General features: G+C 72.7%; 26 protein-coding genes. 8 read left to right on the top strand and 18 right to left on the bottom strand.

What is annotated here, in order from left to right:
• Positions 1-10: 10 nt before the first annotated feature.
• The 3 genes from FKN01_RS17585 to FKN01_RS17595 form a co-directional block, all read right to left on the bottom strand.
• Entirely contained in the window at positions 11-1,132 is a 1,122-nt protein-coding gene (locus tag FKN01_RS17585) for a TIGR04222 domain-containing membrane protein (protein ID WP_143621668.1), read from the bottom strand.
• Positions 1,048-2,334, bottom strand: coding sequence for a DUF692 domain-containing protein (locus FKN01_RS17590; RefSeq protein WP_143621665.1), 1,287 nt, complete (start codon positions 2,332-2,334; stop codon positions 1,048-1,050). The genes FKN01_RS17585 and FKN01_RS17590 overlap by 85 nt, the downstream gene beginning before the upstream one ends.
• A 112-nt stretch (positions 2,335-2,446) precedes the next feature.
• Entirely contained in the window at positions 2,447-3,196 is a 750-nt protein-coding gene (locus FKN01_RS17595; RefSeq protein WP_143621584.1) for a peptidyl-tRNA hydrolase, read from the bottom strand.
• 71 nt (positions 3,197-3,267) lie between these two features.
• Here FKN01_RS17595 and FKN01_RS17600 point away from each other — a divergent pair, with 71 nt between their 5' ends.
• From FKN01_RS17600 to FKN01_RS17610, 4 genes are all read left to right on the top strand, one after another.
• Complete coding sequence (locus FKN01_RS17600; protein WP_143621586.1) at positions 3,268-3,945, top strand: AIM24 family protein; 678 nt, start codon at positions 3,268-3,270, stop codon at positions 3,943-3,945.
• Positions 3,946-4,010: 65 nt separating this feature from the next.
• On the top strand, positions 4,011-4,847 hold the full coding sequence (locus tag FKN01_RS33255; protein ID WP_260696931.1) for an ATP-binding cassette domain-containing protein: 837 nt from the start codon (positions 4,011-4,013) through the stop codon (positions 4,845-4,847).
• Positions 4,844-5,515 (top strand): ABC transporter, encoded by a 672-nt coding sequence (locus FKN01_RS33260; RefSeq protein ID WP_260696932.1) that lies wholly within the window; start codon positions 4,844-4,846, stop codon positions 5,513-5,515. The genes FKN01_RS33255 and FKN01_RS33260 overlap by 4 nt, the downstream gene beginning before the upstream one ends.
• A 14-nt stretch (positions 5,516-5,529) precedes the next feature.
• The gene (locus tag FKN01_RS17610; RefSeq protein ID WP_143621589.1) at positions 5,530-5,739 is read left to right on the top strand and encodes a hypothetical protein; all 210 of its coding nucleotides are present in this window, start codon (positions 5,530-5,532) and stop codon (positions 5,737-5,739) included.
• Between the two features lie 6 nt (positions 5,740-5,745).
• On the opposite strand, the gene FKN01_RS17615 is transcribed toward FKN01_RS17610, so the two are convergent.
• From FKN01_RS17615 to zapE, 15 genes are all read right to left on the bottom strand, one after another.
• Positions 5,746-6,573 carry a polysaccharide deacetylase family protein gene (locus tag FKN01_RS17615; protein WP_185992878.1) on the bottom strand — a complete coding sequence of 276 codons (828 nt, stop codon included), beginning with the start codon at positions 6,571-6,573 and terminating at the stop codon, positions 5,746-5,748.
• 45 nt (positions 6,574-6,618) lie between these two features.
• On the bottom strand, positions 6,619-8,046 hold the full coding sequence (locus FKN01_RS17620) for a DUF6177 family protein (RefSeq protein WP_143621592.1): 1,428 nt from the start codon (positions 8,044-8,046) through the stop codon (positions 6,619-6,621).
• The gene (locus FKN01_RS17625; RefSeq protein WP_143621595.1) at positions 8,043-8,696 is read right to left on the bottom strand and encodes a pentapeptide repeat-containing protein; all 654 of its coding nucleotides are present in this window, start codon (positions 8,694-8,696) and stop codon (positions 8,043-8,045) included. The genes FKN01_RS17620 and FKN01_RS17625 overlap by 4 nt, the downstream gene beginning before the upstream one ends.
• Positions 8,693-9,340 carry a hypothetical protein gene (locus FKN01_RS17630; RefSeq protein ID WP_143621598.1) on the bottom strand — a complete coding sequence of 216 codons (648 nt, stop codon included), beginning with the start codon at positions 9,338-9,340 and terminating at the stop codon, positions 8,693-8,695. The genes FKN01_RS17625 and FKN01_RS17630 overlap by 4 nt, the downstream gene beginning before the upstream one ends.
• Before the next feature lie 68 nt (positions 9,341-9,408).
• Positions 9,409-10,005 carry a pentapeptide repeat-containing protein gene (locus tag FKN01_RS17635; protein ID WP_260696933.1) on the bottom strand — a complete coding sequence of 199 codons (597 nt, stop codon included), beginning with the start codon at positions 10,003-10,005 and terminating at the stop codon, positions 9,409-9,411.
• 40 nt (positions 10,006-10,045) lie between these two features.
• Complete coding sequence (locus tag FKN01_RS17640; protein WP_260696934.1) at positions 10,046-12,214, bottom strand: hypothetical protein; 2,169 nt, start codon at positions 12,212-12,214, stop codon at positions 10,046-10,048.
• Positions 12,211-12,600: a DUF6507 family protein gene (locus FKN01_RS17645; RefSeq protein WP_143621604.1), complete on the bottom strand. Its 390-nt coding sequence runs from the start codon at positions 12,598-12,600 to the stop codon at positions 12,211-12,213. The genes FKN01_RS17640 and FKN01_RS17645 overlap by 4 nt, the downstream gene beginning before the upstream one ends.
• A gap of 170 nt (positions 12,601-12,770) precedes the next feature.
• Positions 12,771-14,147, bottom strand: coding sequence for an alkaline phosphatase PhoX (locus tag FKN01_RS17650; RefSeq protein ID WP_143621607.1), 1,377 nt, complete (start codon positions 14,145-14,147; stop codon positions 12,771-12,773).
• Positions 14,148-14,240: 93 nt separating this feature from the next.
• Positions 14,241-15,758, bottom strand: a complete 1,518-nt coding sequence (locus tag FKN01_RS17655) for a cell wall metabolism sensor histidine kinase WalK (RefSeq protein WP_143621610.1) — start codon at positions 15,756-15,758, stop codon at positions 14,241-14,243.
• Positions 15,755-16,474, bottom strand: a complete 720-nt coding sequence (locus FKN01_RS17660) for a response regulator transcription factor (RefSeq protein ID WP_143621675.1) — start codon at positions 16,472-16,474, stop codon at positions 15,755-15,757. The genes FKN01_RS17655 and FKN01_RS17660 overlap by 4 nt, the downstream gene beginning before the upstream one ends.
• 130 nt (positions 16,475-16,604) lie before the next feature.
• Positions 16,605-18,290, bottom strand: coding sequence for a CotH kinase family protein (locus FKN01_RS17665; RefSeq protein ID WP_143621612.1), 1,686 nt, complete (start codon positions 18,288-18,290; stop codon positions 16,605-16,607).
• On the bottom strand, positions 18,287-18,964 hold the full coding sequence (locus FKN01_RS17670) for a DUF4956 domain-containing protein (RefSeq protein WP_143621615.1): 678 nt from the start codon (positions 18,962-18,964) through the stop codon (positions 18,287-18,289). Before FKN01_RS17670 ends, FKN01_RS17665 begins: the two co-directional genes overlap by 4 nt.
• A complete protein-coding gene (locus FKN01_RS17675; RefSeq protein WP_143621618.1) occupies positions 18,961-19,776 on the bottom strand; it encodes a polyphosphate polymerase domain-containing protein in 816 nt (271 codons plus the stop codon). The genes FKN01_RS17670 and FKN01_RS17675 overlap by 4 nt, the downstream gene beginning before the upstream one ends.
• 187 nt (positions 19,777-19,963) lie before the next feature.
• Positions 19,964-20,389 carry an OsmC family protein gene (locus tag FKN01_RS17680; RefSeq protein WP_143621621.1) on the bottom strand — a complete coding sequence of 142 codons (426 nt, stop codon included), beginning with the start codon at positions 20,387-20,389 and terminating at the stop codon, positions 19,964-19,966.
• Positions 20,390-20,481: 92 nt separating this feature from the next.
• The gene (gene zapE, locus FKN01_RS17685; RefSeq protein WP_143621624.1) at positions 20,482-21,576 is read right to left on the bottom strand and encodes a cell division protein ZapE; all 1,095 of its coding nucleotides are present in this window, start codon (positions 21,574-21,576) and stop codon (positions 20,482-20,484) included.
• Between the two features lie 37 nt (positions 21,577-21,613).
• Between zapE and FKN01_RS17690 the strand changes: the two genes are divergently transcribed.
• From FKN01_RS17690 to msrB, 4 genes are all read left to right on the top strand, one after another.
• Positions 21,614-22,378 carry a pyrimidine reductase family protein gene (locus tag FKN01_RS17690; protein ID WP_143621627.1) on the top strand — a complete coding sequence of 255 codons (765 nt, stop codon included), beginning with the start codon at positions 21,614-21,616 and terminating at the stop codon, positions 22,376-22,378.
• A 201-nt stretch (positions 22,379-22,579) separates the two neighbouring features.
• On the top strand, positions 22,580-23,032 hold the full coding sequence (locus FKN01_RS17695) for an indole-3-glycerol phosphate synthase (protein WP_143621679.1): 453 nt from the start codon (positions 22,580-22,582) through the stop codon (positions 23,030-23,032).
• Between the two features lie 40 nt (positions 23,033-23,072).
• Entirely contained in the window at positions 23,073-24,470 is a 1,398-nt protein-coding gene (gene murC, locus FKN01_RS17700; RefSeq protein ID WP_143621630.1) for a UDP-N-acetylmuramate--L-alanine ligase, read from the top strand.
• 10 nt (positions 24,471-24,480) lie between these two features.
• Complete coding sequence (gene msrB / locus FKN01_RS17705) at positions 24,481-24,885, top strand: peptide-methionine (R)-S-oxide reductase MsrB (RefSeq protein ID WP_143621633.1); 405 nt, start codon at positions 24,481-24,483, stop codon at positions 24,883-24,885.
• The last annotated feature ends 48 nt before the right edge of the window (positions 24,886-24,933 follow it).

The raw sequence follows: 24,933 nt of genomic DNA on the forward strand, positions 1-24,933 counted from the left end.
ACGGCCTGTCTCAGGACCCGCCGCCGCAGCTCGACCCGCCCCCGCAGCTGGAGCCACCGCCGCAGCTCGACCCGCCCCCGCAACTGCTGCCGCCCCCGCAGCTGGAGCCGCCGCCGCAACTACTGCCGCCGCCACAGCTCGTCCCGCCGCCTCCGCCGCAGCCGCTGCCCGAGGAGCTGCCGCAGCCGCCGCCGGGGCTCGCCCCCGCGCACCACACGGCCGGCGCGACCAGCAGCGCCGAGGAGCCGTCCGAGGTGGACGAGGAGGAGGCGGAGGAGGTGGGCGAGGAGGAGGCGGACCCGGTCCGGGCCGCCGTGACCAGGTGCGTCCGCAGCTCCGCGTCCGGGACGCCGCGCAGCCCCCGGGTCGCCACCAGGAACGCCGGGTCGGTCCGGTGGGCGTGCGCGGCCCCGAACTCCGCCGCCGCCCTGCGCCCCGCGCGGGTGATCCGGGACCGGGCCACCGCCGCGCAGACCAGCCCGGACACCACGCCGACGACGACGGCCGGGATCATTGCCACGGCGAACGGGTGCGCCCAGTCGGAACCGCCGTCGTCCGCCATGAAGTGGCCGATGGCCAGGCCGATCGTGACCGGGCCGGACACGAGGCACAGCAGCGCCTGCATCGGTCCCCAGACGCGCCACACGGCGTTGGCGCCGGGCCGGGCCAGCAGCCCGCGCGCGGCGAGACCGTCGCCGGTCTCCTGCACCGCCGGGTGCCGCATCACGGCCGCCCGCAGCGCTGCCAGCGCCCCGCTCGGCGCGGCGGCCAGCTCGTGGAGCACCGCCCGCTCCACCGGGTCGTGCGCGACCGGCCGGAGCACGGCGACGATGCCGGGGCCGCCGACGGCCAGCCGGCCGTCCGCGTGCATGGCGGCCAGCGCGGAGTCGACGACCCGGCCGGGCCCGCCGTTCAGGAACGCGGCCTCGGACAGGTCGTGCGCCGGACCGCCCGACCCCCGGCGGGCGCGGGCCAGGCCGGAGACCAGCACGGTGGACGAGGCGATCACCGCGAGCGTGAGGCACACCAGAATTCCGTCCATGCCCGTCACCGCCCCACCAGCACGGAACGGGCCGCTCGGGCCAGCCGCGTCGCGCGCCCGGGCGGCCTGGGGGCGGCCCGGTCCCGCCACCACCGCGTCAGCCGGCGGCGGGCCGCGTCGTCCTCGGGGCGGCCCGCGATGAGCAGGTGCTCGGCGAAGTCCAGGGCGTCGCGCCGGTACCCCGACGCCATGGGCCGCGCCCCGGCGTACGCCAGGAACGCCGCCCGGTAGCCGGCCCCCAGGATCTCCGGCAGCTCGGGCGCCACCCTGGCCACGACACCGGCGCGCTTCGCGGCCAGGGCGCGGCTCTGCACCCGGAGCCGGCTCCGGTCGAACCCCTCCGGCGCGGGCGTCCCGGCGACCAGGGCGGACAGCAGCGCGGTCTGCGCGACCGCGACGCCGTCCCGTACGGACTCCGAGACGGGCGAGGCGGGCGGCACTTCCGGCGGCGCCCAGGCAGCCGAGGCGCCCCCGCCCTTCTCCAGCACCCCACGGATCGCGTCCAGCTCGCCCGCCAGCTCGCCGGCCGGCGGGAACGCCTCGTCACGCTCCAGCAGCACGCCGGGCGGGTCCACCCGGGACCGCAGCTCCGCCAGCACGTCGAGCACCGGGGCGGTCACCGGGTGGGCGTGCGTGTCGTGCCACACGCCGTCCTTCTCGACCCCGCCCGCCACATGCACGTACGCGATGGCCTCCACCGGCAGCTCGTCCAGCGCGACCGCCGGGTCCTCGCCCCGGTTCACGTGGTTGGTGTGCAGATTGGCCACGTCGATCAGCAGCCGCACCCCGGTCCGCCCGACCAGCTCCGCCAGGAACTGCCCCTCGGTCAGCTCCTCGTCCGGCCAGGAGACCAGCGCCGCGATGTTCTCCAGCGCCAGCGGCACCGGCAGCGCGTCCTGCGCGATGCGCACGTTCTCGCACAGCACGTCCAGCGCCGCCCGGGTGCGCGGCACCGGCAGCAGATGACCCGCCTCCAGGGCCGGCGAACCGGTGCGCGCCCCGCCCGCCCGTACGAACGCGATGTGCTCGGTGACCAGCGGCGCGCCGAGCAGCGTGGCACGGGCGGCGAGGTCCGCCAGTCTGCCGGGGTCGGGCCGGTCCGCGCCGCCGAGGCCCAGCGAGACGCCGTGCGGCACCACGGTGACCCCGCGCTCCCGCAGCCGTACCAGGGAGTTGGGCAGGTGGTCGGCGCAGAGGTTCTCCGCGACCGCCTCCACCCAGTCGATCCCCGGCAGCGCCTCCACCTCGCCGGCGATCTCCGGCCGCCAGCCGATCCCGATGCCCAGCCTCATCCCGTCCCCCATGGTGCTTCCCCCTCGCTTCGTGCAGGGGTGATGGCCCCGGAGCCCGGCCCCGAATCCGGAAGGGGGGACGTTCAGAGCTTCATTTGAGGTTCCCCAGGGCTCAACGCCGCAGCGCCGGGTGGTCGGCGACCACCGTGCACGAGCCCGGTGCGATCTCCGTGAAGCCCGCGTCCCGCACGACCGGCAGCCCGCTCACCGTCAGCTCCGCCCAGCGGCCCGGCTCCGCCGTGGCCACCGAGAGCGGGAAGCCGGCCTCGCGCCACGCCTTGCGCTCGGTCTCCGTCAGCTCCCACCAGGCGAGCTGCGCCCCGTGGCCGACCTGCGCCATCTCCTTGCCGGCCGACATGCCGAGGTCCGGGTTGAGCCAGAGCACCGGGTGCGCCGGGTCGGGCGCGGCCGGCGGCTCCGGGTCGTCCAGGTCCGTCCCGGAGACCTGGAGCTTGGCCAGCTCCTTCGGCCAGCCGTCCAGCGGCACCGGTGGGAAGACCCGCACCTCCGCCTCCTCGCCCGTCACCGTGATCCCGGGCAGGGCGGACGCCTTGCGCCACTCCGCGCCCCGGGCCCGCCGGACCACCTTGCGGATGCGGGCGTCCTGCCAGTCCCGCATCACCCGCGCCCACTCGCCCTCGCCCACCGACCGCTCGTCGGAGAGCATCACGAGCACCGCGCGGGCGGCCGTGCGCAGGGCGTCGGTGCGGGCCGGCGGCGCGGTCTTCTCGATGTGCACCACCAGCGGCAGTACGTACTGCGGTGCCTCGTCCCGGTCCGTCCGCTCGGACCGGAAGGGGCTGTCCACCGGCAGGGCGGCGGGCTCGGCGGACGGGGACGCGGGAATGTCGTTGCTGCTCACCCGCCCAGTCTGCCAGCCGCCCCGGACACCGTTCTTGGCGGAATAGAAGGCTCCGGGTGAGGATGCCGTTCATGAAGAGCGATCTCTTTTCCAGTGAGCACATGGCCGAGCAGGCGACCGTCCCCGGGATGACGCTGCAGAACGCCAAGTCCATCAAGTACGCGGTCAACGGGGAGATGCACGCCCGCCAGGGATCGATGGTCGCCTTCCGCGGGAACCTCCAGTTCGAGCACAAGAGCCAGGGCATCGGCGGTCTGCTCAAGCGGGCGGTCACCGGCGAGGGTCTGCCGCTGATGGCCGTACGCGGCCAGGGCGAGGCGTGGTTCGCGCACGAGGCCGCGAACTGCTTCATCGTGGAGATGGAGCAGGGCGACGCCCTCACCATCAACGGCCGCAACGTCCTGTGCTTCGACGCGTCGCTCTCGTACGAGATAAAGACCGTGAAGGGCGCCGGGATGACCGGCGGCGGTCTCTTCAACAGCGTCTTCACCGGCTACGGCAAGCTGGGCCTGATGTGTGACGGGTATCCCATCGTCATCCCCGTCACCCCGCAGCAGCCGGTCTTCGTGGACACCGACGCCGTCGTTGGCTGGAGCGCCCAGCTGAACACCTCGCTGCACCGCTCGCAGAGCGTCGGCTCGATGATCCGGGGCGGTTCGGGCGAGGCCGTGCAACTGCGCCTGGACGGGCAGGGGTTCGTGATCGTACGGCCCAGCGAGCTGAAGCCCGAGAAGGCGTCCTCCCACTGAGCACCGGTACGGAGGTCCTGCGACTGCGGGGAGCCGGCCGGCGGTACGGGCTCACCGGCCCCTGGGTGCTGCGCGGGGTCGACCTCGCCCTGCCCGCGCGTGCCCTCGTCCGCGTCGAGGGCGCCAACGGCACCGGCAAGTCCACCCTGCTGCGGCTGCTGGCCCGGATCGACGCCCCCACCGAGGGCCGCATCACGGGCCGGCCGCGCACGGCGTACGTCCCCGAGCGGTTCCCGGCGGCCCTGCCGTTCACGGCCGCCGGGTATCTCGTCCACCTCGGCCGCGTCCACGGACTGCGCGCCTCGGAGGCTGCCCGCCGGGCGGACCACTGGCTCACCCGGTTCGGCGCCGCCGCGCACGCCCGGACGCCCCTCGCCGAACTCTCCAAGGGCACCAGCCAGAAGGTCGCCGTCGCCCAAGCGCTTCTCGCCGAACCGGAACTGCTGGTGCTGGACGAGGCATGGACCGGCCTCGACACCGAGGCGCGCGGCGCGCTGGACCGGGCCGTGGCCGAGCGCGTCGCCGCCGGGGCGACGGTGGTGTACGTCGACCACGACCCGCGCCGCCTGGCGGGCGCCGTCGACGCGGCGTACCGGACGGAGGGCCTGGGCCTCACCGCCGTCCCGCTCGCGGCGGGCCCTGAGCCCCGCGTACTCATCGAGGCGACGGCCCCGCCGGGGACCCCGCTCCCGTCCGGGCTGCCCGGGACCCCCGCGTGCACCCTGACCGACGACGGAACGGCCCGCCTCACGGTCCCGGCGGCGCATTCCGACGCTCTGCTCGGCGCGCTGCTGTCGGCCCGGCCGGCGTGGCACATCGGGCGGGTGGGACCGGTGCCGGGGCCGGGCGGAGTCCCTCAGCCGCACGGCTCACCCTCTCTGGACGAGGACCCGGCATCGTGACCGCGCTCATCCGCTACCAGGCCGCCCTGCTCGTACGCTCCCAGCGCTGGCTGGCCCCGGTGCTGCTGTACCTGGCCTTCCTCGCCGTCGGCGTCCGCTCCGGGCAGCCCGTCCTCGACTCGCTCGGCTACACCGCCGCCGGGACGGTCCCGGTCACCGCCTGGCTGGTCCGCGTCTGCGTCGGCCAGGAGCCGCCCGCCGCCCGGGCGGTCGTCGCGGCGGCGGCCGGCGGGCAGGCCCGGGCCCATCTGGCGGCCCTGCTCACCGCGCTGGGCGGCGCCGCGCTCCTCGGCACCGCCGCCACCGCCGTGGTCCTGGCGATCAGCGACCCGGCGAGCACCGACCATTCGGTGCGGGTGCCCCTGCCGCCCGCCGGGGCCGCCGGACTCCTCGCCACCGCGTGCTGCGTGCTGCTGGGCGCGGCGGCCGGTGCGCTGTGCGCCCGGCCGCTGCTGCACGGGCGCGGCTGGTCCATCGCGGCGACGGCGCTCGTGGCGCTGCTGGCGCTGGTCACCGCCGGATCGCCCGCGAAGTACGCGGTGACGGGCCTGGTCACCGGCTCGCTGACCGGCACGGTCCAGGTGCCGGTGCTGCCGCTGCTCGGGGCCGCCGCCGTCACGGCCGCCGCGTTCGCGCTCGTCTGCCGGCTCACTTCGGTGCGGGGCTGAGTAGGCTCGTACGTATGAGTGAGGACAGGAACGAGCAGGCCGAAGCGGAATCCGGGTCCTACTGCGAGACGCCCGCCGAGTCGCCGGAACGGGCCGAGGGGCCGCCGTACGCCGAGTGCGTGCTGTGCCGGAAGCCCACCGAATACGCCGAGTCGGTCAAGGGGATCACGCTGTGCCCGGTGTGCGAGTGGCAGGAGGCCCAGCGCACGGCCTGCTCCGGCTGAGGCGCTTCAGCCGGCCGCCATCAGCTCGGACACCTTGACGAAGCGGTAGCCGCGCTTCCGCAGCTCCGGCACGACCCGGCGGACCGCCTCGGCGGTGACCGGTGCCGCGCTCCGGGTGCAGTGCATGACGACGAGCGAACCGGGCCGCACCCCGTCGAGCACCTGCTCGGCGACCGCGTCCGCGTCCGTCGCGAAGGCGTCGCCGCTGACGACGTCCCACTGCACGGCGGTCACCTTCTCCGGTCCGAGGGCGCGCAGCGTGGCGTCGTCGTAACAGCCGCCGGGGAAACGGAAGTACGGCACGACATTGCGGGCGCCGGCCGCCCGGATCGCCCCGAAGGCCCGCTGGACCTCCTCGCGCACCGCGCCCTCCGCCACCGTCGGCAGCCCGTAGCAGGGCGTGGTGAAGGCGTAGTGGCTGTAGGAGTGGTTGCCGATCTCGAAGAGGGGATCGGTGCCGATGGAGCGCGCCTGGTCCGGGTACTCCTCGGCCCAGCGCCCGGTCATGAACACCGTCGCGGGCACCTTCAGGCGGCGCAGCAGGGCGATCAGTTCCGGGTTGTCGAAGTGCTCGCCGGCCGCCGCGCGCGGCCCCTGGTCGGCCGTCATGTCGGCGTCGAAGCTCAGCGCGACGACCTTCGCGGCCTGCTGCGGCCCCCGCTTGAAGACGGGGGTCAGCCCGCCGGGACCGGGGGCCATGACGGGGGGCTTTTCCGTGACGTGAGGGGCGGGCGGCCGTTCGACGGCGGTGCTCGTCGGCTGCGCCCGGCCGCAGCCGACGAGCACCGTACCCAGCACACCCAGAGCGACCGCTTTATATGCAAATCTGATCATTTCCGGACGCTAGCCGATCGTCCGGAGGGGTGCGGGGCTGGCGCGCTAGACCGGCGGCGCCCCACGCAGATGGCGCATCAGCTGTTCCAGGGCCGCCCAGCTCTCGGCGCTCTCGCCGTCGCCGAGCGGGTAGTAGTAGCCCGGCCGGCCCCCGGGACCCAGCCGCACCGGCGCCTCCTTGAGCGGCGTCCGGGCGGCGGTGTCGCGTCCCACCTCGGTCACCTCGGCGGAGCCGAGCGCGAAGGCGTACGGGAGCGGGGGACGTTCGAAGCGGGGCGGGGCGTTGAGGTCGCGGCGGCCCTCGGCCAGCTGGCAGAGCATGGTGCGCAGCCCGTGCCGGGTGACCAGCTCGTCGGCGAGCCCCGGCAGCGCCTCCAGGGCCGGTGCCTCGTCGGGGCCGTAGCCGAGGACGAGGGTGATGTCCTCCTCCACCCCGTCCGGGGTGCGGTTCACCTGGAGGGTGGCGACGGCCGGGCGGTCCGGGTCGCCCACGGCCACCAGCCAGGTGGGCCGGGGCGCCCGCTCGTACGCCAGGTCGGTCAGCCGCCGCCGCGACCAGGTGAGCCCGGCCGGCTCCGAGGTCCCCCAGCCGGCCGGGGGCGCGCCGGTCAGCGCCTCCCAGGCGGTTTCCAGGGCGCCGCCGAGCACCAGGTCGGCGGTGGGGCGGTGCACGGTCCGGAGCGACACGACGAGCTGCCGCTCACCGGTGGGCCCGGCCTCGGTGAACGCCTCCGCCACCGGGGTCTGCCCGTCCTCGCGCCGGTCGGGCGCGAACGCGTCGTCCTGCCAGCGCAGGACGGCACCGGTGAGCCCGTCGTAGTAGCCGCAGCGCTCGTCCTGGACGACCCAGCGGGAGGAGGTGGACTGGAGCAGCAGCCGTGTCGGCAGGGAGAGCGTGCAGTGCGGCGGGGTGACGATCTGGAGCGACCGGTCGCTCTCCACGGTGGCCCGCAGCGCCTCCGTCAGCCAGCTCGTCATGGGGACGACCGGGCGGTCCTGGAGGACGACGGCCGCCTTGGCGGTGAGCATGTCGACGGCGGGCTGCGCGGCGGCGGGGGAGGGCACGGCCGTGATGCCCGAGACGTCGACGGGGCTGGCGGCGCCGGTGGTGCCGGGGGCGTCGGCCGGCCAGACCGTGCCGCCGAGCAGCATGGTCAGCCGCGCGGCGAAGGCCCCGGCCAGCTCCTCGGCCCGGGCCACCCCGGCGGCGGCCCGCGCCTCGACCCACCACCAGGGCCCGTCCCCTTCCGGTGCGGCCTTCGCCCCGAGCAGCCGAACGGCCTCCCCGGGCACCTGGATCAACAGCGGCACCTCCACGGACACGAGCGGCCGGCCCTCGTCGTCGCACAACTGCACGACCGCCCCCTCCTTGGCGGTCCCCACCCGCAAGTCGGGCCCGCCGGCGAGCAGTCCGGCCAGCACACTGAGCGAGTCGGGCATGCGCCGGGTGAGTGCGACGACGTCCTGGGTCATGCGGGGGTCCTTCGGGTGTGGTGGGGTTCGAGTACGCGGACCTGACCGCCGCGCGCGCCGAGCCATGCTTCCAGGTGCGCGCCGCCCACGTGCCGGGGGCCCTCGCCGCCGACCACGGTCACCGGCCCGAAGACCGTGCCGGTGAGGCCGCGTACCAGCGTGGTGTCGTCCACGGTCACCTTGAACGTGTTGTGGGACAGGACGGCGTCCGTCAGGTCCGCGCCCCGCAGGTCCACGTCGTACAGCGAGGCGCCCATGACGCGCGTCCCGCGCAGGCTCGCCCCCGCCGCGTCGACGCCATGGAGTGACGCCTTGACCATATCGGCGTGGTCGAGCCGGGCGGACCGGAGTACGGCCCGGTCGAGCTTGGCCCGGACGAGGTCGGCGCCGGCCAGGTTCGCCCCGGTCAGGTCTGCCTCGCTCACGTCCGCACGGTAGAGACACACGTTCGCGAGCTCCACACCCGTGAGCACCGCGTCGACGAGCCACGCGCCGGGAAATTCGCCGTGCGTGAGGTCGGCACCCCGGAAGTCGTGCCCCGCCCCGTACAGGGCGTAACTCGTGTCATCGAGCCACTCCCTCAACTGCCGCGCCGCTGCCGGGTCGGCGGGGAACGAGGCGGGCCGCCACGGGACCGGAGTCTCCGTCACCGCGAGCCCTCGAACGCCTCGCGGACTTCCGTCCGTACGCGCTCGTTGCCGACCGTCGTGAGGTACGCGCCGAACTCCCGGATCTCCGGCCCCTGGGCCCGGTACACGATGGTGACGGCGTGCTCCAGTGTGCGGGGCGAGGCGCTGACCCGTAGCACGCTCATGGCCAGCTCGACCGACAGGGGCCCGTCGACCGGGGCGACGGCGCAGGCCAGGTCCACGAGTTGGGTGGCCAGGTCGAACCGCTGCTTCTCACCGGCGGCCAGGGCGCGCACGCCACGGCCGATGGTTTCCTTGATCCCGCCGAGCGCCGCCCTGACCGTGGCGCTGTCGATCAGTTCACCGAGCCGGTCCTCGAAGTACTGCGTGTCGGCAAGCCGCACGAGCGCGCGGAACGCCTCCTCGCGCAGCGCCGCCGTCCCCTTCTCCTCGACCTCGTAGCGGCTCGCGTCCACGGCCACCGCCAGTTGCGAGAACGTGCTGTCCACGGAGAACTTCCGGTCGATCGAGAACTCGTACCACGGGGTGCCCTCCGGTTCACCGGCCGCCCGGATCACCGCCTCGAACCCCGCCGCCTCGCCCTCTTCCGTCAGATCCCGGCAGGCCAGAAACCGGTCCATGGGCGGGGCGCCGGGGTCGTTCATCACATGGACGAGCCCGGCGACGCGGTCGCGTTCCGCTCCACCACGTCGTCCAGGTCCCAGAACTCTCGTCAACGCGTACCTACTGCTGGTCGGCGCGGCGGGATCACCTGAACCTGCCCGCCGCGCGTACTGATCCATGCCTCAAGTTCCGCACCGCCCACTTGGCGCGAGGAATTATCACTGATGACGGTGATCGGCCCGAACACCGTGCCCGTCAAGCCGCGAAAAACCGTGGTTTCGTCGACCTTGATCTCGAAGTAGTTCTCCTTGACCACGGCGTCGGACAGGTCGCTTCCCCTCATGTCGGTGTCGAGCAACTCCGCGCCGATGAAATGTGTTCCGCGGAAACTGGCTCCCCTCGCGTCCACGTCGGACAACGAGGCTCCGACCATGTCCGCCCCGTCGAGCACTGCCGAGCGGAGAACGGCCTCATCCAGGTTCGCCTTCACCAGGTCCGCTGCCGTCAGGTCCGCGCCCGTCAGGTCTGCCGACTGGAGATCGGCACGGTAGAAGGAGGCTCCGACGAGCCGTACACCGACGAGTACGGCGTCGGTGAACCAGCAATTCGAGAAATCCCCACCCGAGAGGTCTGCGCCCCGGAAATCCCGCTCCATCCCGTTGAGGTTGAATTCATCGGAGGCGAGCCACTCACGGAGCTGCTTCACGGCCGCAGGGTCGGCGGGGAATGCGGCCGGATTCCAGTTCTTACGGATACCAGATGACACGGTCTCCCCAACCATTGCTCTCGACGGCTGCCTTGACGCTGTCTATCGCTGCTTGATTTGCGTTACGGACATCGATGATGACGATGCGGCCTCGGACTTCGATCTGCTTCGCCAACTGCTTCTTGACCCAGGCGCCGTTATTGGCGGGATCGTACGCACCCTTGAACGGTTGCGACTTGTCGCGCACGTTATTGAAAGGTGGGTAGTCGGAGTGGACACCCTTGATGTCATAGTACTCACCGGTGGTCTCGGAGTAGAATTCGCCCATGTCGGCATCATCCGGTCGCCGGATGTCCTCCGGCAGGCGCCCGCTCTCGCGGAGATCGAGACCGACGCGTGCTTCATCCATCGACTTGTCGTCGACCTGGCCCTTGTGATCGGGGTCGTGCTTCAAATGGTCGAACTCCTCCGGGGCTCGCTGTTCCACCTCGTCCAGGTGGCCCCAGTGGGCTGCCCGTTCCTCCGGTGTGAACGCGGGCAGCGGTTCGTTCGGGCGTTCGCCGCCCCCGTGCGGGCCCTCGGAAGGCCCGTCCCCGCCGCCACCGGATCCGTTGTCGCCCTCGCCGTGGCCACCGCCACCGCCCGGCGTGCCGGTGTCGGAGCCGCCGCTGTTGCCACCACCGGTGCCGGTGTGCGACCCCGCACCGGACTCGCCACCGGCGCCGGTGGGGTGCTCCGTCACATGTCCGCCCGTCGACGGGGAGGTGTGGTGCGTCGTCGTCCCCTCCGGCGAGGAGTGCGGCGGCTTCGCGGAGTTCTCCACGTGCCCCGGGCCCCCCGCGCCCTCCAGGACCTTCTCCCGGTCCGGGACGCGCTCGTGCGTGTCCGGGAGTTCGTTCTTGTGGGGCTCCGGGACCGGCTCGGTGTCCGGTACGGGGTTGCCGTGCTCGTCGCGGATGACGCCGTCCTCGCCGACGACGCGCGGGTTGCCCTGGTGGTCGGTGTAGTGGAGGCCCGGGGTCTCGGCCGTCGGGTGCGGGGCCGTGCCGGACGGGGCCGTACGGGCCATGTCGTCCACGCCCGCGGAACTCGTCCTCAGGCTGTCCAGCAGGTCGCCGACCTTGATCTTGGTGACGCCCGCCGCCTTGCCCAGGTAGCTCATCGGGTCGACCAGCGCGCCCGCCCTGCCCGCCACCGACGCGGCGTCCGCGACCGCGCCCAGCTTGCCGGCCTTGCCCAGCTTCAGCAGGGAGCCGGAACCGACGGTCACCACGTTGAACAGCACCGTGCCGAAGGCGCGTGACGGGTCGTGCCCCCACTCGTCCCAGGCCACCAGCGACTTGCCGAAATTGCGCAGGGCCGCCTTCTGGCGGTCGCTGTCGCTGTGGTCCGCCGGGCCGAACATCTTGTCCATCGCCCAGTCGTACGGCGTCATGATGTACGCGCTGATGCCGCCGAAGACGTCACCGATGCCCGACCAGGTCTTCTTGAAGTTGTCCCAGTCGAAGACGTTGACCATGCTGCCGAGGCCCGTGATCGTGCCCCAGACCCCGTCGACGAAGAACCCCTTCAGCGCACCACCGACGTTGTCCTTCGTCCACTCCCACGCGGCCCGCAGCCCGGTGTACTCGCGCTCGTCGACCGTGCCCCACGGCGTCTCACCGGCGTCCTTGACGTCGTCCGCCTTGAAGCCGTACATCCCGGCCTTGTGCGAACCGTCGTCCACGACGAAGTGCGTCCCGCCCACCAGCGCCGTGATCTTGTTGGCCGCGTCGCGCTCGGCGCCCTGGAAGGCCACCCACGTCGTGCCGACCTCGTGCACCAGCCGGGCGTTCTCGTCGATCTTGTCCTGGTCCTGCTGCCAGTCGTCGTCGTCCCTGTTCTCCGCGACGAACCGCGCCGCGTCCTCCCGGAGCCGGTTCATCTTCGCCACCAGCGGCCGGGCCGCCGTCGCGAACCCCGAGAGCGCCCCGCTCACCGACTCCAGCTTGTCCGCGAACGCGTCGGCCTTGTCGCGTACCGGCATCGTGGAGTCGAGCAACTCCTCCTGCTCCGGGGCGTCGTAGACCGGGTCCAGCGCCTGGAAGGCCGTGTGGACGTCCTTGCCCGTGGTCCGGATGTCGGAGGCGGTCGTCTTCAGCGTGGCCGCGTGCTTCTCCAGGGCCTCCAGATTGCCGGTGAAGAAGGGGATCTTCGCCAGGTCGATCACTTCTCGGGACCCTTCCCCTTCAGCTCCTCCGGGGTCGGCGCCTTGGAATACTGCTCCTGTTTGTTCTTCGCCATCTCCAGATCGCCCGCGAGGTACGCCTCAGTGGCCAGCCGCGCCCCCGTCATCGACTTCGCCGCCCGCACCGGGAGGAACTTGAGGTCGTCGAGCGTGTGCTGCTGGAACTCCTGCAACGCCTGGGCCACCGGCCCGAACGCGCCACCGGCCGGGATCTCGGTGCCGCCCAGCACCATCGTGCCCGCCGATGTCGCCGACCCCACCAGACCGTCGTTGTACGACGTGAACTCCGCCTCGAAGTCGCCGCCCACCTCAGCGGTCTTCGTCAGGACCCGACGCACGCCGTCGGGGTCGATGTCCCACTTGGTCACGGTGCCCCCCGTAAAGAATCGCTTCCACCCGGCGTCCGGGCGCCGGCGCGCCGAAGCACGGGCGCACCGAAGCGCACCCCGCCATCCTGCACCGGCAACCGGGATGGATCAAACCCCTTGTTGCCGTATGCAAAGACGCGGCGGGGTGCGCCGTGGTTCCGGTCAGCCCGTCAGCGCCACGGGCCCGTGACCGCGAAGGTCGTGCCCGGTGTATAGACGTTCACGTACATCGTCCCGTAATCCGGTGCGAACGTGACGCCCGCGAATTCGCCCCACTCCGGCTCCTCGGGCGTCCCGATGTTCTGCCGGCCGCGTGCCATCGGGTACACCTCGCCGCGCCGGGTCAGGCCGAACACGTGCTGGGCGCCCTGGCCGTCCTCACAGACCATCAGGCCGCCGTCGGGGGCCAGGGTGATGTTGTCGGGGGACTCGCCGGGGAGCTGGAGACCGGTGTCCGGGCCGAAGGCGATGACCAGCGTGAGCCGGTGGCGGTGCGGGTCGTAGCGCCAGACCTGCCCGTAGTGGTCCGCCGCCGAGCCCTCCGCGCTGTGCGCGAAGCTGGAGACGAAGTAGACGCACGAACCGCCCCAGTAGCAGCCCTCCAGCTTCTGGCCATGGGTGATGCCCCTCCGGCCGAAGTCCTGGAAACGGATGGGCGTTTCCACGGCCTGCGGGTCCGGTACGGGCACCCACTCGACGCCGTCGAACACCGTCCCGGTCTCCTGGACGGCCGAGAGGTCGGGCACCCCCGGCACCCGCATGGCCTCCAGCCGCCCGCCCGCCCGCAGCGAACCCGTGCCGCCCAGCGGCTTCTCCGGCAGGAAGCGGTAGAACAGCCCGAACGGCTTCTCGAAGGCGTCCTCCGTCTCGTACACCGTCCCGTCGCGCGGGTCCACCGCGATCGCCTCGTGCTGGAAGCGGCCCATCGCCGTGAGCGGGACGGCGCCGGTGCGGCGCGGGTCGGCGCCGTCCACCTCGAAGACGTAGCCGTGATCCTTGGTGTAGCCGTTGGTGCCGGCCTTGTCCTCGGTCTCCTCGCAGGTCAGCCAGGTGTTCCAGGGGGTGCGCCCGCCCGCGCAGTTCACCGCCGTGCCGGCGATGGCGACGCGCTCGGACAGCACGCGGTTGTGGCCGTCGAGCTCCAGGGCCGTACACCCGCCCTTGCCCGTCGGGTCGTACGTCAGCCCTTCGACCACCGGCACCGGGATCGCGGCGTCCACCCGGTTCTCGTGGTTGCGGACCAGCCGGACGTGCCCGCCCCGGGCCTTGAACGCGGCCATCCCGTCGCAGTGGCTGGGCACCCGCCCCTCGCCGGAACGGAGCCGGTCGCCCTCCCGGGACAGCACCCGGTAGTGGAAGCCTTTCGGCAGGTCGAGCAGGCCGTCCGGGTCCGGCACCAGCGGGCCGTAACCCTCGTGACCGCGTGCGGCGGAGGTGCCCGCGAAGAGTTCGGTGAACGCCCCGGTGAAGGCGATCGAGACGGCGGCGGCGCCGCCCGCTGCAAGAACGTTCCGCCGGGTGGCGGCGGGGCGGGGTGCGACTGACATGAGCGACTCCCTGCTGGGGGGACAGGTGGCATGGCTTCGTCAAGAGCAGCCCTGCCCATCCGAGGCCACCGGTGAACGTTGTCATGCCGGCCTTCACGGACCGCAGCCGACGCTCCGGGGCAGCAGCAGGCGGAAGACGCAGCCGTAGCCCGGCCGGGTGTCGACTTCGAGCCGGCCCCCGTGCGCCTCGGCGATGGTCGCCGCGATCGACAGGCCGAGCCCGGACCCCGGCCGACCGCCCTCCCGGTCCGCAGACGGCCCCCGGTAGAACCGCTCGAACACCTGCCGGGCCGCGTCGGCCGCCAGCCCGGGCCCGTCGTCCGCGACCTCCACCACGCACGCCGCCACCCCGGCGGGCAGCGCCGCCGTCGCCCCGCAGCGGCCGGGCCGGTCGGTCCCGCCGGTGTCCGGGCCGGTGCGCACGGAGCCGACCCGCACCTCGACGCGCGTCCCGGGCGGGGTGTGCACGCAGGCGTTGGCCAGCAGATTGCCGATGACCTGGGAGAGCTGGTGGGCGTCGCCCAGCGCCTCCACCACGTCCAGCGCGTCCCCGGACCCGCCCCCTCCGCCCCCGGCCAGCGATGCCAGCCTCACGTCGCGGCCCGGATGCGCGACCACGGCCGCGCCGACCCCGTCCGCCGCGAGCGACAGCAGGTCCACGGTCTCGCGGTGCGCCACGGGGGCGTACCCCAGCTTGGCCAGCAGGAAGAGATCGTCCACGAGCCGGCTCATCCGCTCTGCGTTCCGGGCGATCAGCACATGGGCCTCGCGCCGGCGGGCGGCGGGCAGGCTCGGCTGCTCCACGAGGAGTTCGGCGAACCCCTGGATCGAGGTGAGCGGGGTGCGCAGTTCGTGCCCCGCGTCCGCCATGAAACGGCGCAGCCGCCGCTCGGACGCGTCCTTGCGGTGCAGAGCGGCCCGGACCTGGCCGAGCATCGTGTTGAACGCGAGCCCGAGCCGCCCGGTCTCCGTGCGCGGGTCGGTGTCCGTGACCGTCAGGGCCGACTCACCGCCGGTGATCCGCAGCGCGGTCCGCTCCATCCGGGCCAACGGCCGCAGCCCCAGGCGCACGGCGGCGCTGCCCAGCAGCCCGACCCCGGCCGCGGTGGCGAGCCCGATCGCGAGGCTGAACCACAGCAGCTTCGCCGTGGCCCCCTCCACCGTGCCCAGCGGCAGCGCGACGACGACGCGCCGCCCGTCCGGACCCGTGTCGGCGACCACCCGCCACGCCGAACCGCCCTCCGCGTCCGGCACGGTGGCGGGCCGGCCGCGCTCCCGGGCGAGGCCGGAGGCGGTCGCGGGCAGCCGGGGGCGTCCGGCGCCGCTGCCGAGCGAATCGGGCCGGAGCCGCCCGTCGGAGCCGTAGAAGAAGACTCGGAAGTCGGAGGGCAGGGCCTCCTCCGGCGCGGGGCCGTGGAGCGGCCTCCCGTACGCGGCCGGGGGCGGCGGGCGGAACTGGACGAGCCGTTGGTCGATCTGCCCCGTCAGCCACGACCGCATCACCGCGAGCCCCGCCGCCTGCGAGACCAGCACGGCCGCGGTGGCGAGGACGGCCGAGATCAGCACCAGCCGGGTCCGCACCGAGCGGGGCCGGCGCGGCGGAAACCTCACGGGGCGTTCTCGCGCGGCAGCCGCAGGCAGTAGCCCACGCCGCGCACGGTGTGGATCAGCGGCCGGTCCGCGCGGTCGATCTTGCGGCGCAGGTTCTTGATGTACGTGTCCACGATGCGGGTGTCGCCGGCGAAGCCGTAGCTCCACACGTCCAGCAGGATCTCCTGCTTCTCCAGCACCTTCTCGGCCTGCGACACCAGGCACACCAGCAGCCGGAACTCGGTCGGTGACAGCCGCACCGGCTCCCCGCCCCGGTGCACGGTGTGCCGCTCGCGGTCGACGCTCAGGTCCGCGTACCGCAGCGGCGGCTGCTCGGCCGGCGGGCGGGGCGCGCCGCCGGTGCGGCGCAGGATGGCCCGGATGCGCAGCAGGATCTCCTGGATGTGGAACGGCTTGGTGACGTAGTCGTCGCCGCCCGAGCTGAGCCCGATGATGCGGTCCTCGATGTCCGTGCGCGCGGTCAGGAACAGCACCGGGGTGTAGTCGCCCCGGGACCGCAGCGCCCGCGTCACGGCGAAGCCGTCCGTGTCCGGAAGCGTCACGTCCAGCACGACCAGGTCCGGGCGGCGGCGTGCCACCTCGTCCAGCGCGTCCCGCCCGTTCGCCGCCGAGGCGACGCCGAGACCGGCCGCGGTCAGGGCGGAGGTGAGCAGCGTACGGATACCGGGGTCGTCCTCGACGACCAGGACGCGGTGCCGGGCGGACCGGTCGCCCATGGGAAGGATCACCTCGCGAGGTTGCGGACACGGTCCGGGCGGCGCCGTGCGGCGCGATGCTACGGGCCGAACTTGTGCGCGTTCACAGGAACGGCGGCGCGCCCCGGAGGGGGCCCGGGGCGCGCCGGGGTCAGCCGGTCACCTCCTTGTCCTTCGCCAGGGCCGCCGTGCGCTCGGTGACCGTGGTGCGCAGGGCGCCGACGGCGCTCTTCACGTCCTTCGCGGGGACACCGGCGCGGGTCGCCTGCTCCGCGAGGTCGTCCAGGGACTTCGTCGCCTTCCCGGAGGCGTAGAACTTCTCGTACAGGTCCCGGTACGCCTCCTGATAGACCGCGTCGAAGGCGTCGAGCTCCAGGAACCGGTCCTTGAGGGCGTGCCCGGACATCATGCCGCCGCCGCGCCGCCCGCCGGCCGCGTCGTCGCCGTCAGGTGTGCCGGGGAAACCCTCGGGCGCCCCCTCGGGCATGCCTTCCGGCTGCTGGCCGCCGCCCTGCGCTCCGCCGGGGCCCTGCGCTCCGCCGGGGCCGCCGCCTCGGCCGCCGCCGGGTCCCGCGCCCATGCTCATCCGGTCGTCCGGCCCCGCCGTCGCGTCCCCGCTGAAGGTGAGGTTGTAGTCCCAGCCGAGCACCGAGAACTTCTTGCTGTTCAGGTCGTAACCGAGGAGGTAGTTCTTCCCCGGGCCCGCCATGTCGTCGAAGTTCATCAGCAGGTTCTGCGTGGCGACGTAGTGGGCGAACGAGTCGACGTCGACGTACGTGCCGAGATCGGCGGCGAACTCCTCGTCGGAGGACTTCTCGACCCACTCGGTCAGCTTCATGACCGGTTCCAGGTCCTGGCTGCCGACCTTGTTGAGCTGCCGGAAGGACGTCTCGTACTTCGACGGGTCGTCCCCCTGGTAGTCGAACGTGCCGCCCGCCCTCGCCTTGTAGACCACGGACTCGCCCCCGGCCGCCTCCGCGTACTCGGTGTCCGGGTTCTCGACCATCAGCCGGACGGCCGTCGGCCGGTTGTTGACCTTCAGGGTCGTGAAGCCGTACCGCTCGGCCGGCTCCCCGGTGCCGTCGATCAGCGAGAGCGCCAGCGCCTCGTTGAGGGGGACCTGCGCGTTGCTGCCCGGGCGCAGCGAGATCTCCCGCTCACCCTGGTAGGCGCGGCCCTCCACGTACTCGTCGATCTTGATCAGCCAGGGCAGTTCCTCGGGCTTGTCGGCGGAGAGGTCGTACTGCGCCATTCCGCCGCCGCGCCCGCCGGCCGCCCCGCCCGGGACTTGCCCGCCACCGGCCGGGCCGCCCGGGGCCTGCCCGCCGCGCTGTCCCGTACCGCCCGCCGGCATGCCGCCGTCAGGCATCCCCTCAGGCATCCCGCCCGGCATGCCTCCCGGACCGCCGCCCTGGCCACCGCCCCGGTTGCCCCCCTGAAGGGACCTCAGGGTCGAGTTGCCCTTGAGGCGGATGCCGACATCGCTCAGGAAGACCCCGTCGATCGTGAGGTCGGCCGGGATGGAGTCCTTCGTGCCGTCCTTCTTGAACTCCTTCATCATCTTGTCGAAGTCGGTCTGCTCGTACTCCAGTTGGACGGAGTGCCGCACCGACGTGTCGTAGAGGCCGACCGTGCCCCGCACGTCGTCCGTGATCGTGTCCGCCTCCACCCGCGAGGCGGAGGTGACGTACGGGGAGATCCGGGCGTCGCCGAACGCGTACAGCATCACCGCGAGCCCGGCGCACAGCGCGCCGGCGGGCTTCCAGTGGTGCCGCAGGCGCACGGGCACCCGGTCGCGCAGCCGTCGACCGCGGGGCGTGCCGTCGACGGGGCTCACAGGTCCGTGGTGTCGTAACCGGTCAGAACCGTTACGCGCTGGCCGGAGGTGCGTTCCTGGAGGGCGGTGACCAGGTCGCTCGGCTCGGTGCCCTTCTTCATCCGGACCGTGTAGAACACCTCGTTCAGCGCGCCGCCCCGGATCGTCTCCGTGGAGACCAGCTCGAATTCGGTCGTGTACTTGATCAGCACGTCACGGATGCCCGGTGTGTAGTCCTCGCCCGCCGGGACCTGGACCTTGACCACCTGGCGCTGCACGTTCAGCGCGAACCAGTCGAACTTGTGCATGATGACGACGACCGCGCAGATCACGACCGCGCCGACCGCGGCCAGGGTGTAGAAGCGGGCGCCGCAGGCCATGCCGATCGCCATCGCCAGGAAGATGAACCCGACGTCCCGGGTCTCCTTGACCGCGTTCCGGAACCGGACCACGGACAAGGCGCCGACCAGCGAGAACGCCCGCGCCAGGTTGGACCCGACGACGAGCATGATCAGGGCGACGATCATGCCGACGATGACCAGGGTCTGGACGTAGGACTGGCTGTACGAGACGTTCCGGTGGGTGTACCGGTAGACGTAGCCGATGAGCGTGCTCAGGACGAAGGACAGCGCCATCGCCGCGACCACGTCGGCGACGCTGAACGTCCCGCTGAGTTCCTGCAGATCGAGATTCACTGTGCTCCTGCTTCGGGTACCGCGAGATGGAAGACGGACCGGGGTGCCAGCCCGAACGCCTCGATGGACTGGACGTACTTGGAGACCCGGACGAGGCTCAGGTTGCGGCGGGCCGCAAGGTCGGTGATCCAGTGCGGGGTGCGCTCGTTGACCTTGATCTCCATCACCGCCAGGTGCGGCGGCACGGTGAACCGGTTCTCCGGAGTGGGCTGCCCGAAGTGGAAGTCGCGGTCGCGGCCCCGGATGCGCCGGTCGAAGGTGACCCGGAGCCCGGTGTCGGCGGCGCGCCCGACCAGCGCCTCGCGCTGGTAGCCGGTCATCGCGGTGGGCCTGAGGTTCAGCCGTACGACCAGGTCGAGCACCTCGTGGACGAACGCGCGCTCCCTGGGGGAGTGGTCCACCAGCTCGCGCCCGTCGCAGAGTTGACGAGCCGTCGCGTACGGCAGGGTGATGCGCCGCTTCTGGGTGACCCGGTTGACGCGCTGCTTGATCTCGACGCAGACCGGGGAGGCGTCCGTGACCCCGGCCGGATCGCCGTAGTGCCTGACACGCAGCTTGCGGCGGAACTTCAGGCCCTCGATCTTCTCCCAGTAGAACCGCAGCCCGGGGGAGTCGTAGTACAGGCTCCACACCCCGTACCCGCCGGCCGGGCTGTTCAGGTCCCGGTCCATCCGCTCACCGAGCTCGTCGCGCAGTTCGGCGGCCTGCTCGACCGGGACCAGGTACTTCAGCTCGTATCTGTTGAAGGCGTGCAGCCTGCTCGCCACATGCAGCGGTGGGGGGTCCGTCGTGGCTGTGTCGGGTCGCGACACCGTGCGCCTCCTTCGTCGTCCGTGCCGGACCGGCCGGCCCGCGCCACGGAACCAACGACGGATGAGGAAGCGATGAGAAACCAGGGTGGATTGCAGGAGAATCGGAGATGGCCGGGAGGTGAACACGGCCGGTGCGGAAACGGCTGTGTCCCCGGGCGGACCGCCCGGGGACACAGGGGGGAGAAGGTCAGGCGAGCGACGCGCTCAGCGTGATCGTGGTGCCCGAAAGCGCCTGGCTGACCGGGCAGTTGGCCTTGGCGTCCTCGGCCGCCTTGACGAAGCCGGCCTCGTCCAGACCATCCACCTCGCCGACGACGGTGAGGTGGATGCCGGTGATGCCGGTGCCCGGCTGGAAGGTCACCTCGGCCTTGGTGTCCAGCCGGGCCGGCGGGGTGCCGGCGCCGCTCAGGCCGTGCGAGAGCGCCATCGAGAAGCAGCTGGAGTGGGCCGCGGCGATCAGCTCCTCCGGGCTGGTCTTCCCGTTCGCCTCCTCCGCGCGGGACGGCCAGGAGACCGGGTAGTCGCCGATCCCGGAGGAGTCGAACGTGACGACGCCCGAGCCCTCGGCCAGATTGCCTTCCCAGACCGTGTGAGCCTGACGCGTGGTAGCCATGCTGGTTCCCTTCGAACGGAATGCGCGGTTGTACGGGGACGGCGGGGCACTGCGTCGTACGCCGCCGGTGGTACGTCCTTACGCCCCCGAACCTACTGCGCCACCAGCCCCTTCGCGTCACGCGCCAGCGCCGTGAGCCGGGAGATCGCCCGGAAGTACTTCTTCCGGTACCCGCCGTTCAGCATCTCCTCACTGAACAGCTCATCGAAGGGCAGCCCGGACGCGAGGACCGGCACCTCCCGGTCGTACAGCCGGTCGGCGAGGACCACGAGCCGCAGCGCGGTCGACTGGTCGGGCACCGGCCGCACCTCCGTCAGGCACACCGCCCGCACCCCGTCCGTCAGCGCCCCGTAGCGGCTCGGATGGACGCGGGCCAGGTGGTCGAGGAGCGCCGGGAAGTCGTCCAGGCTGGCGCCCGGCGTGGCGTACGCGGCCTTGGTGACCTGCTCGTCCGAGAACGGCGGCGGGGCCTCGGGCAGACCCCGGTGGCGGTAGTCCTCGCCGTCGATGCGCAGCGGGCGGAAGTGCGCGGACAGGCCCTGGATCTCGCGCAGGAAGTCGGCGGCGGCGAACCGGCCCTCGCCGAGCTTGCCGGGCAGCGTGTTGGAGGTCGCGGCCAGCGCCACGCCCTCCTCGACCAGCCGGCTGAGCAGCGAGGACACCAGCACGGTGTCGCCCGGGTCGTCCAGCTCGAATTCGTCGATGCACAGCAGCCGGTGCCCGCTCAGCGTCCGCACGGTCTGCTGGAAGCCGAGCGCGCCCACCAGGTTGGTCAGCTCCACGAAGGTGCCGAAAGCTTTCAGCGAGGGGGCGGCCGGGGTGGCGTGCCAGAGCGAGGCCAGCAGGTGGGTCTTGCCGACCCCGTACCCGCCGTCGAGGTAGACCCCGCGCGGGCCGGAGGGCGCAGCCGCCGCCTTGCGGCCGAACCACTTGCGCTTGCCGGAGCCCGAGGCGTGCGCCCCGCCGAGCCCGGCGGCGAAGTCGCTGAGCACCCGGACCGCCTCGGTCTGGCTCGGCTGGTTCGGGTCGGGCACGTACGTATCGAAACGCACCGAGTCGAAGCGCGGCGGCGGCACCATCTCGGCGACCAGGCGGTCGGCGGGGACGTGCGGCTCGCGGGCGCACAGGGACAGCGGGGCCGTATCGGCTATGGGGCTGGACCCCGGCACGGCGTAGGAGGACGACACAACCGTCAAGTTTACGACCCGTGCCAGACTGCCGGACATGCGACGCCTGTTCCCCGTGACCGACCTGACAGCGGCCGACGTCTCCGGCGACTGGAGCCTGGACCGCCTCGCCGACGCCTACGCCTATCCCGCCGTGGACGGCCCATGGCTGCGCGCCAACATGGTGTCGACCCTGGACGGGGCCGCCCAGCACGACGGCCGCTCGCAGCCGATCTCCTGCGAGAGCGACATGCGGATCTTCGGCACCCTGCGGGGCCTGGCCGACGTGGTGATCGCGGGCGCCGAGACGGTACGCCAGGAGGGTTACCGGCCGGCCAGGGCGCGGGACGCCTTCGCGGCCCGCCGGGCGGAGGCCGGCCAGACCCCGGCCCCGGCCGTCGCCGTGGTCAGCGGCAGCCTGGACCTGGACTTCTCGCTCCCGCTCTTCGTCTCGCCGCTGGTCCCGACGCTCGTGCTGACCGGTGCGGGCGCGCCCCCGGACCGGATCGCGACGGCCCGGAAGGCGGGCGCCGAGGTGGTGATCGCGGGCGAGGGCTCGCGCGTCGACCCCGCGCGTGCCGTGCGGGAGCTGGCCGACCGGGGACACCGGCGGCTGCTCACCGAGGGCGGGCCCCGGCTGCTCGGCCAGTTCGTGGCGGAAGGCGTGCTGGACGAGCTGTGCCTGACCGTCGCGCCGATGCTCACGGCCGGTGACGCCCAGCGGATCGCGGGCGGGCCCGCCGTCGGCGTGCCGAAACGGTTCGTCCTGGCCTCGCTGCTGGAGGAGGACGGCTTCCTCTTCACCCGCTACCGCCGGAACTGAGCCGCGCCGGCCCCGTACGCCCCAGGGCTCTCCCCGCGCCGGGCCCTGCGGCGGCAATTAGCGGAATATCACGTTCCGGTTAGCGTTCGGTGGGCAGAATGGATCTCGCAGACCCCGTGCGAGCGCGGGGAAGGATGGTTTCGGCAGTGGCCGGCGACGGCCGCTGAAGAGAAGGGCTCTGTGGTGTTCACCAGCGTTTTGATGATCGAGAAGGCCCTCACCGCCGGGGACGTCGAATTCGTCACCACCCTGCACGGGGAGGAGCGCACCTCCTTCGTCGTCCTCATGCAGCCGCGCGGCGACCAGGCGGACGTCCTGCTGCGGGCCATCGACGACCTCGCGATGGGCGAACTGAAGGAGGCGGCCCGCGAGAGCGAGGAGCCCGAGGGCAGGAGCGCCAGGGAGTCGGCCGAGCTCGCCCTCCAGGTCTCCCTCGAAGCCCTGCGCCAGGCGGGCTCCGAAGCCGTCGGCCAGGTGATCGAGAGCCACCCCCTGGACAAGCTCACCTCGGTGGTCGAGGAGTCCCGGGCCGACGAGGTCATCGTGCTGACCGCGCCCCACTACGTCGAGGAGTTCTTCCACCGCGACTGGGCGTCCCGGGCCCGGCACAAGGTCGGCGTCCCGGTGCTCAAGCTCTTCGCCCACAGCGAATAGGCTGGGAGCCCTTACCCGTACGCACCTGGGAGAGACACGTATGGCACCCGGCATCCCCGCCGCCATGGAACGACCCCACTTCATCGGCATCGGCGGCGCCGGAATGTCGGGCATCGCCAAGATCCTCGCCCAGCGCGGCGCGAAGGTCGCGGGCAGCGACGCCAAGGAGTCCGCCACGGCCGAGGCGCTGCGCGCGCTGGGAGCGACCGTGCACATCGGCCACGCCGCCGGGCACCTGGCCGACGACGCCAGCTGCGTGGTCGTATCCAGCGCCATCCGCCCCGACAATCCGGAGCTGGTGCGCGCCGGGGAGCTGTCGGTCCCCGTCGTGCACCGCTCCGACGCCCTGGCCTCGCTGATGGGCGGGCTGCGCTCGATCGCCGTGGCCGGCACCCACGGCAAGACCACCACCACCTCGATGCTGGCCGTCGCCCTGAGCGAGCTGGACCTCGACCCCTCGTACGCCATCGGCGGCGACCTGGCGGGCCCGGGCACCAACGCCACGCACGGCGAGGGCGACATCTTCGTCGCCGAGGCCGACGAGAGCGACCGCAGCTTCCAGAAGTACGACCCCGACGTCGCGATCGTCCTCAACGTCGAGCTGGACCACCACGCGAACTACGCCTCGATGGACGAGATCTACGAGTCCTTCGAGACCTTCGCCGGGAAGATCGTCCCCGGGGGCACGCTCGTCGTCTCGGCCGACCAGTCCGGCGCCGTCGAGCTGACCCGCCGGGTCCGCGCGGCCCTGCCCGCGCTCACCGTCGTCACCTACGGCGAGGCCGAGGCCGCCGACGTGCGCGTCCACAAGATCACCCCGCGCGGGCTGACCAGCGAGGTCACGGTGGTCCTGGGCGGGAAGTTCCTCACCTTCACGGTCTCCGTGCCCGGCCGCCACTACGCGCTCAACGCCGTCGCCGCCCTCGCCGCCGGCATCGCCCTCGGCGTCCCCGCCCACAACCTCGCCTCGGCCCTCGGCAAGTACACCGGGGTCAAGCGCCGCCTCCAGCTCAAGGGCGAGGCGGCCGGCGTCCAGGTCATCGACAGCTACGCCCACCACCCCACCGAGATGACCGCCGACCTGGAGGCCATGCGCGGCGCCGCGTCCGGCGCCCGCCTCCTCGTCGTCTTCCAGCCGCACCTGTTCTCCCGCACCCAGGAGCTCGGCACGGAGATGGGCCAGGCCCTCGCCCTCGCCGACGCCTCCGTGGTCCTGGACATCTACCCGGCCCGCGAGGACCCGGTCCCGGGCGTCACCAGCGCCCTGATCATCGACGCCGCGACGGCCGCCGGCGCCGATGTCACCGCCGTCCACGACAAGGACCGGGTCCCCGAGGTCGTCGCGGGAATGGCGAAGCCCGGAGACCTGGTTCTCACCATGGGAGCGGGCGACGTCACCGACCTCGGCCCGCGCATCCTGGACCACCTGTCGAGCTGAAGGAGCCACCGTGACGTACGACGTCGAGAAGCCGGACGAGCAGTGGCGGGAGGAGCTCACCGCCGCCGAGTACGCGGTGCTGCGCAAGGCCGGCACCGAGCCCGCGTTCGTCGGTGAGTACACGGACACCAAGACCGCGGGCGTCTACTCCTGCCGGGCCTGCGGCGCGGAGCTGTTCCGCTCCGACACGAAGTTCGAGTCGCACTGCGGCTGGCCTTCCTTCTACGACCCGAAGGACACCGACGCGGTCGAGCTGGTCCAGGACCACAGCCACGGCATGGTCCGCACCGAGGTCCGCTGCGCCCGCTGCGGCTCCCATCTGGGCCACGTCTTCGAGGGCGAGGGCTACCCGACCCCGACGGACCAGCGCTACTGCATCAACTCGATCTCGCTGCGCCTGACGCCTGACGCCTGACGCCTGACGCTGACGCCGGACGGCGGACGCCGACGCCTGACCGGGGCG

The organism is Streptomyces sp. 130 (genome assembly GCF_007096885.1).
Taxonomy (GTDB): domain Bacteria; phylum Actinomycetota; class Actinomycetes; order Streptomycetales; family Streptomycetaceae; genus Streptomyces.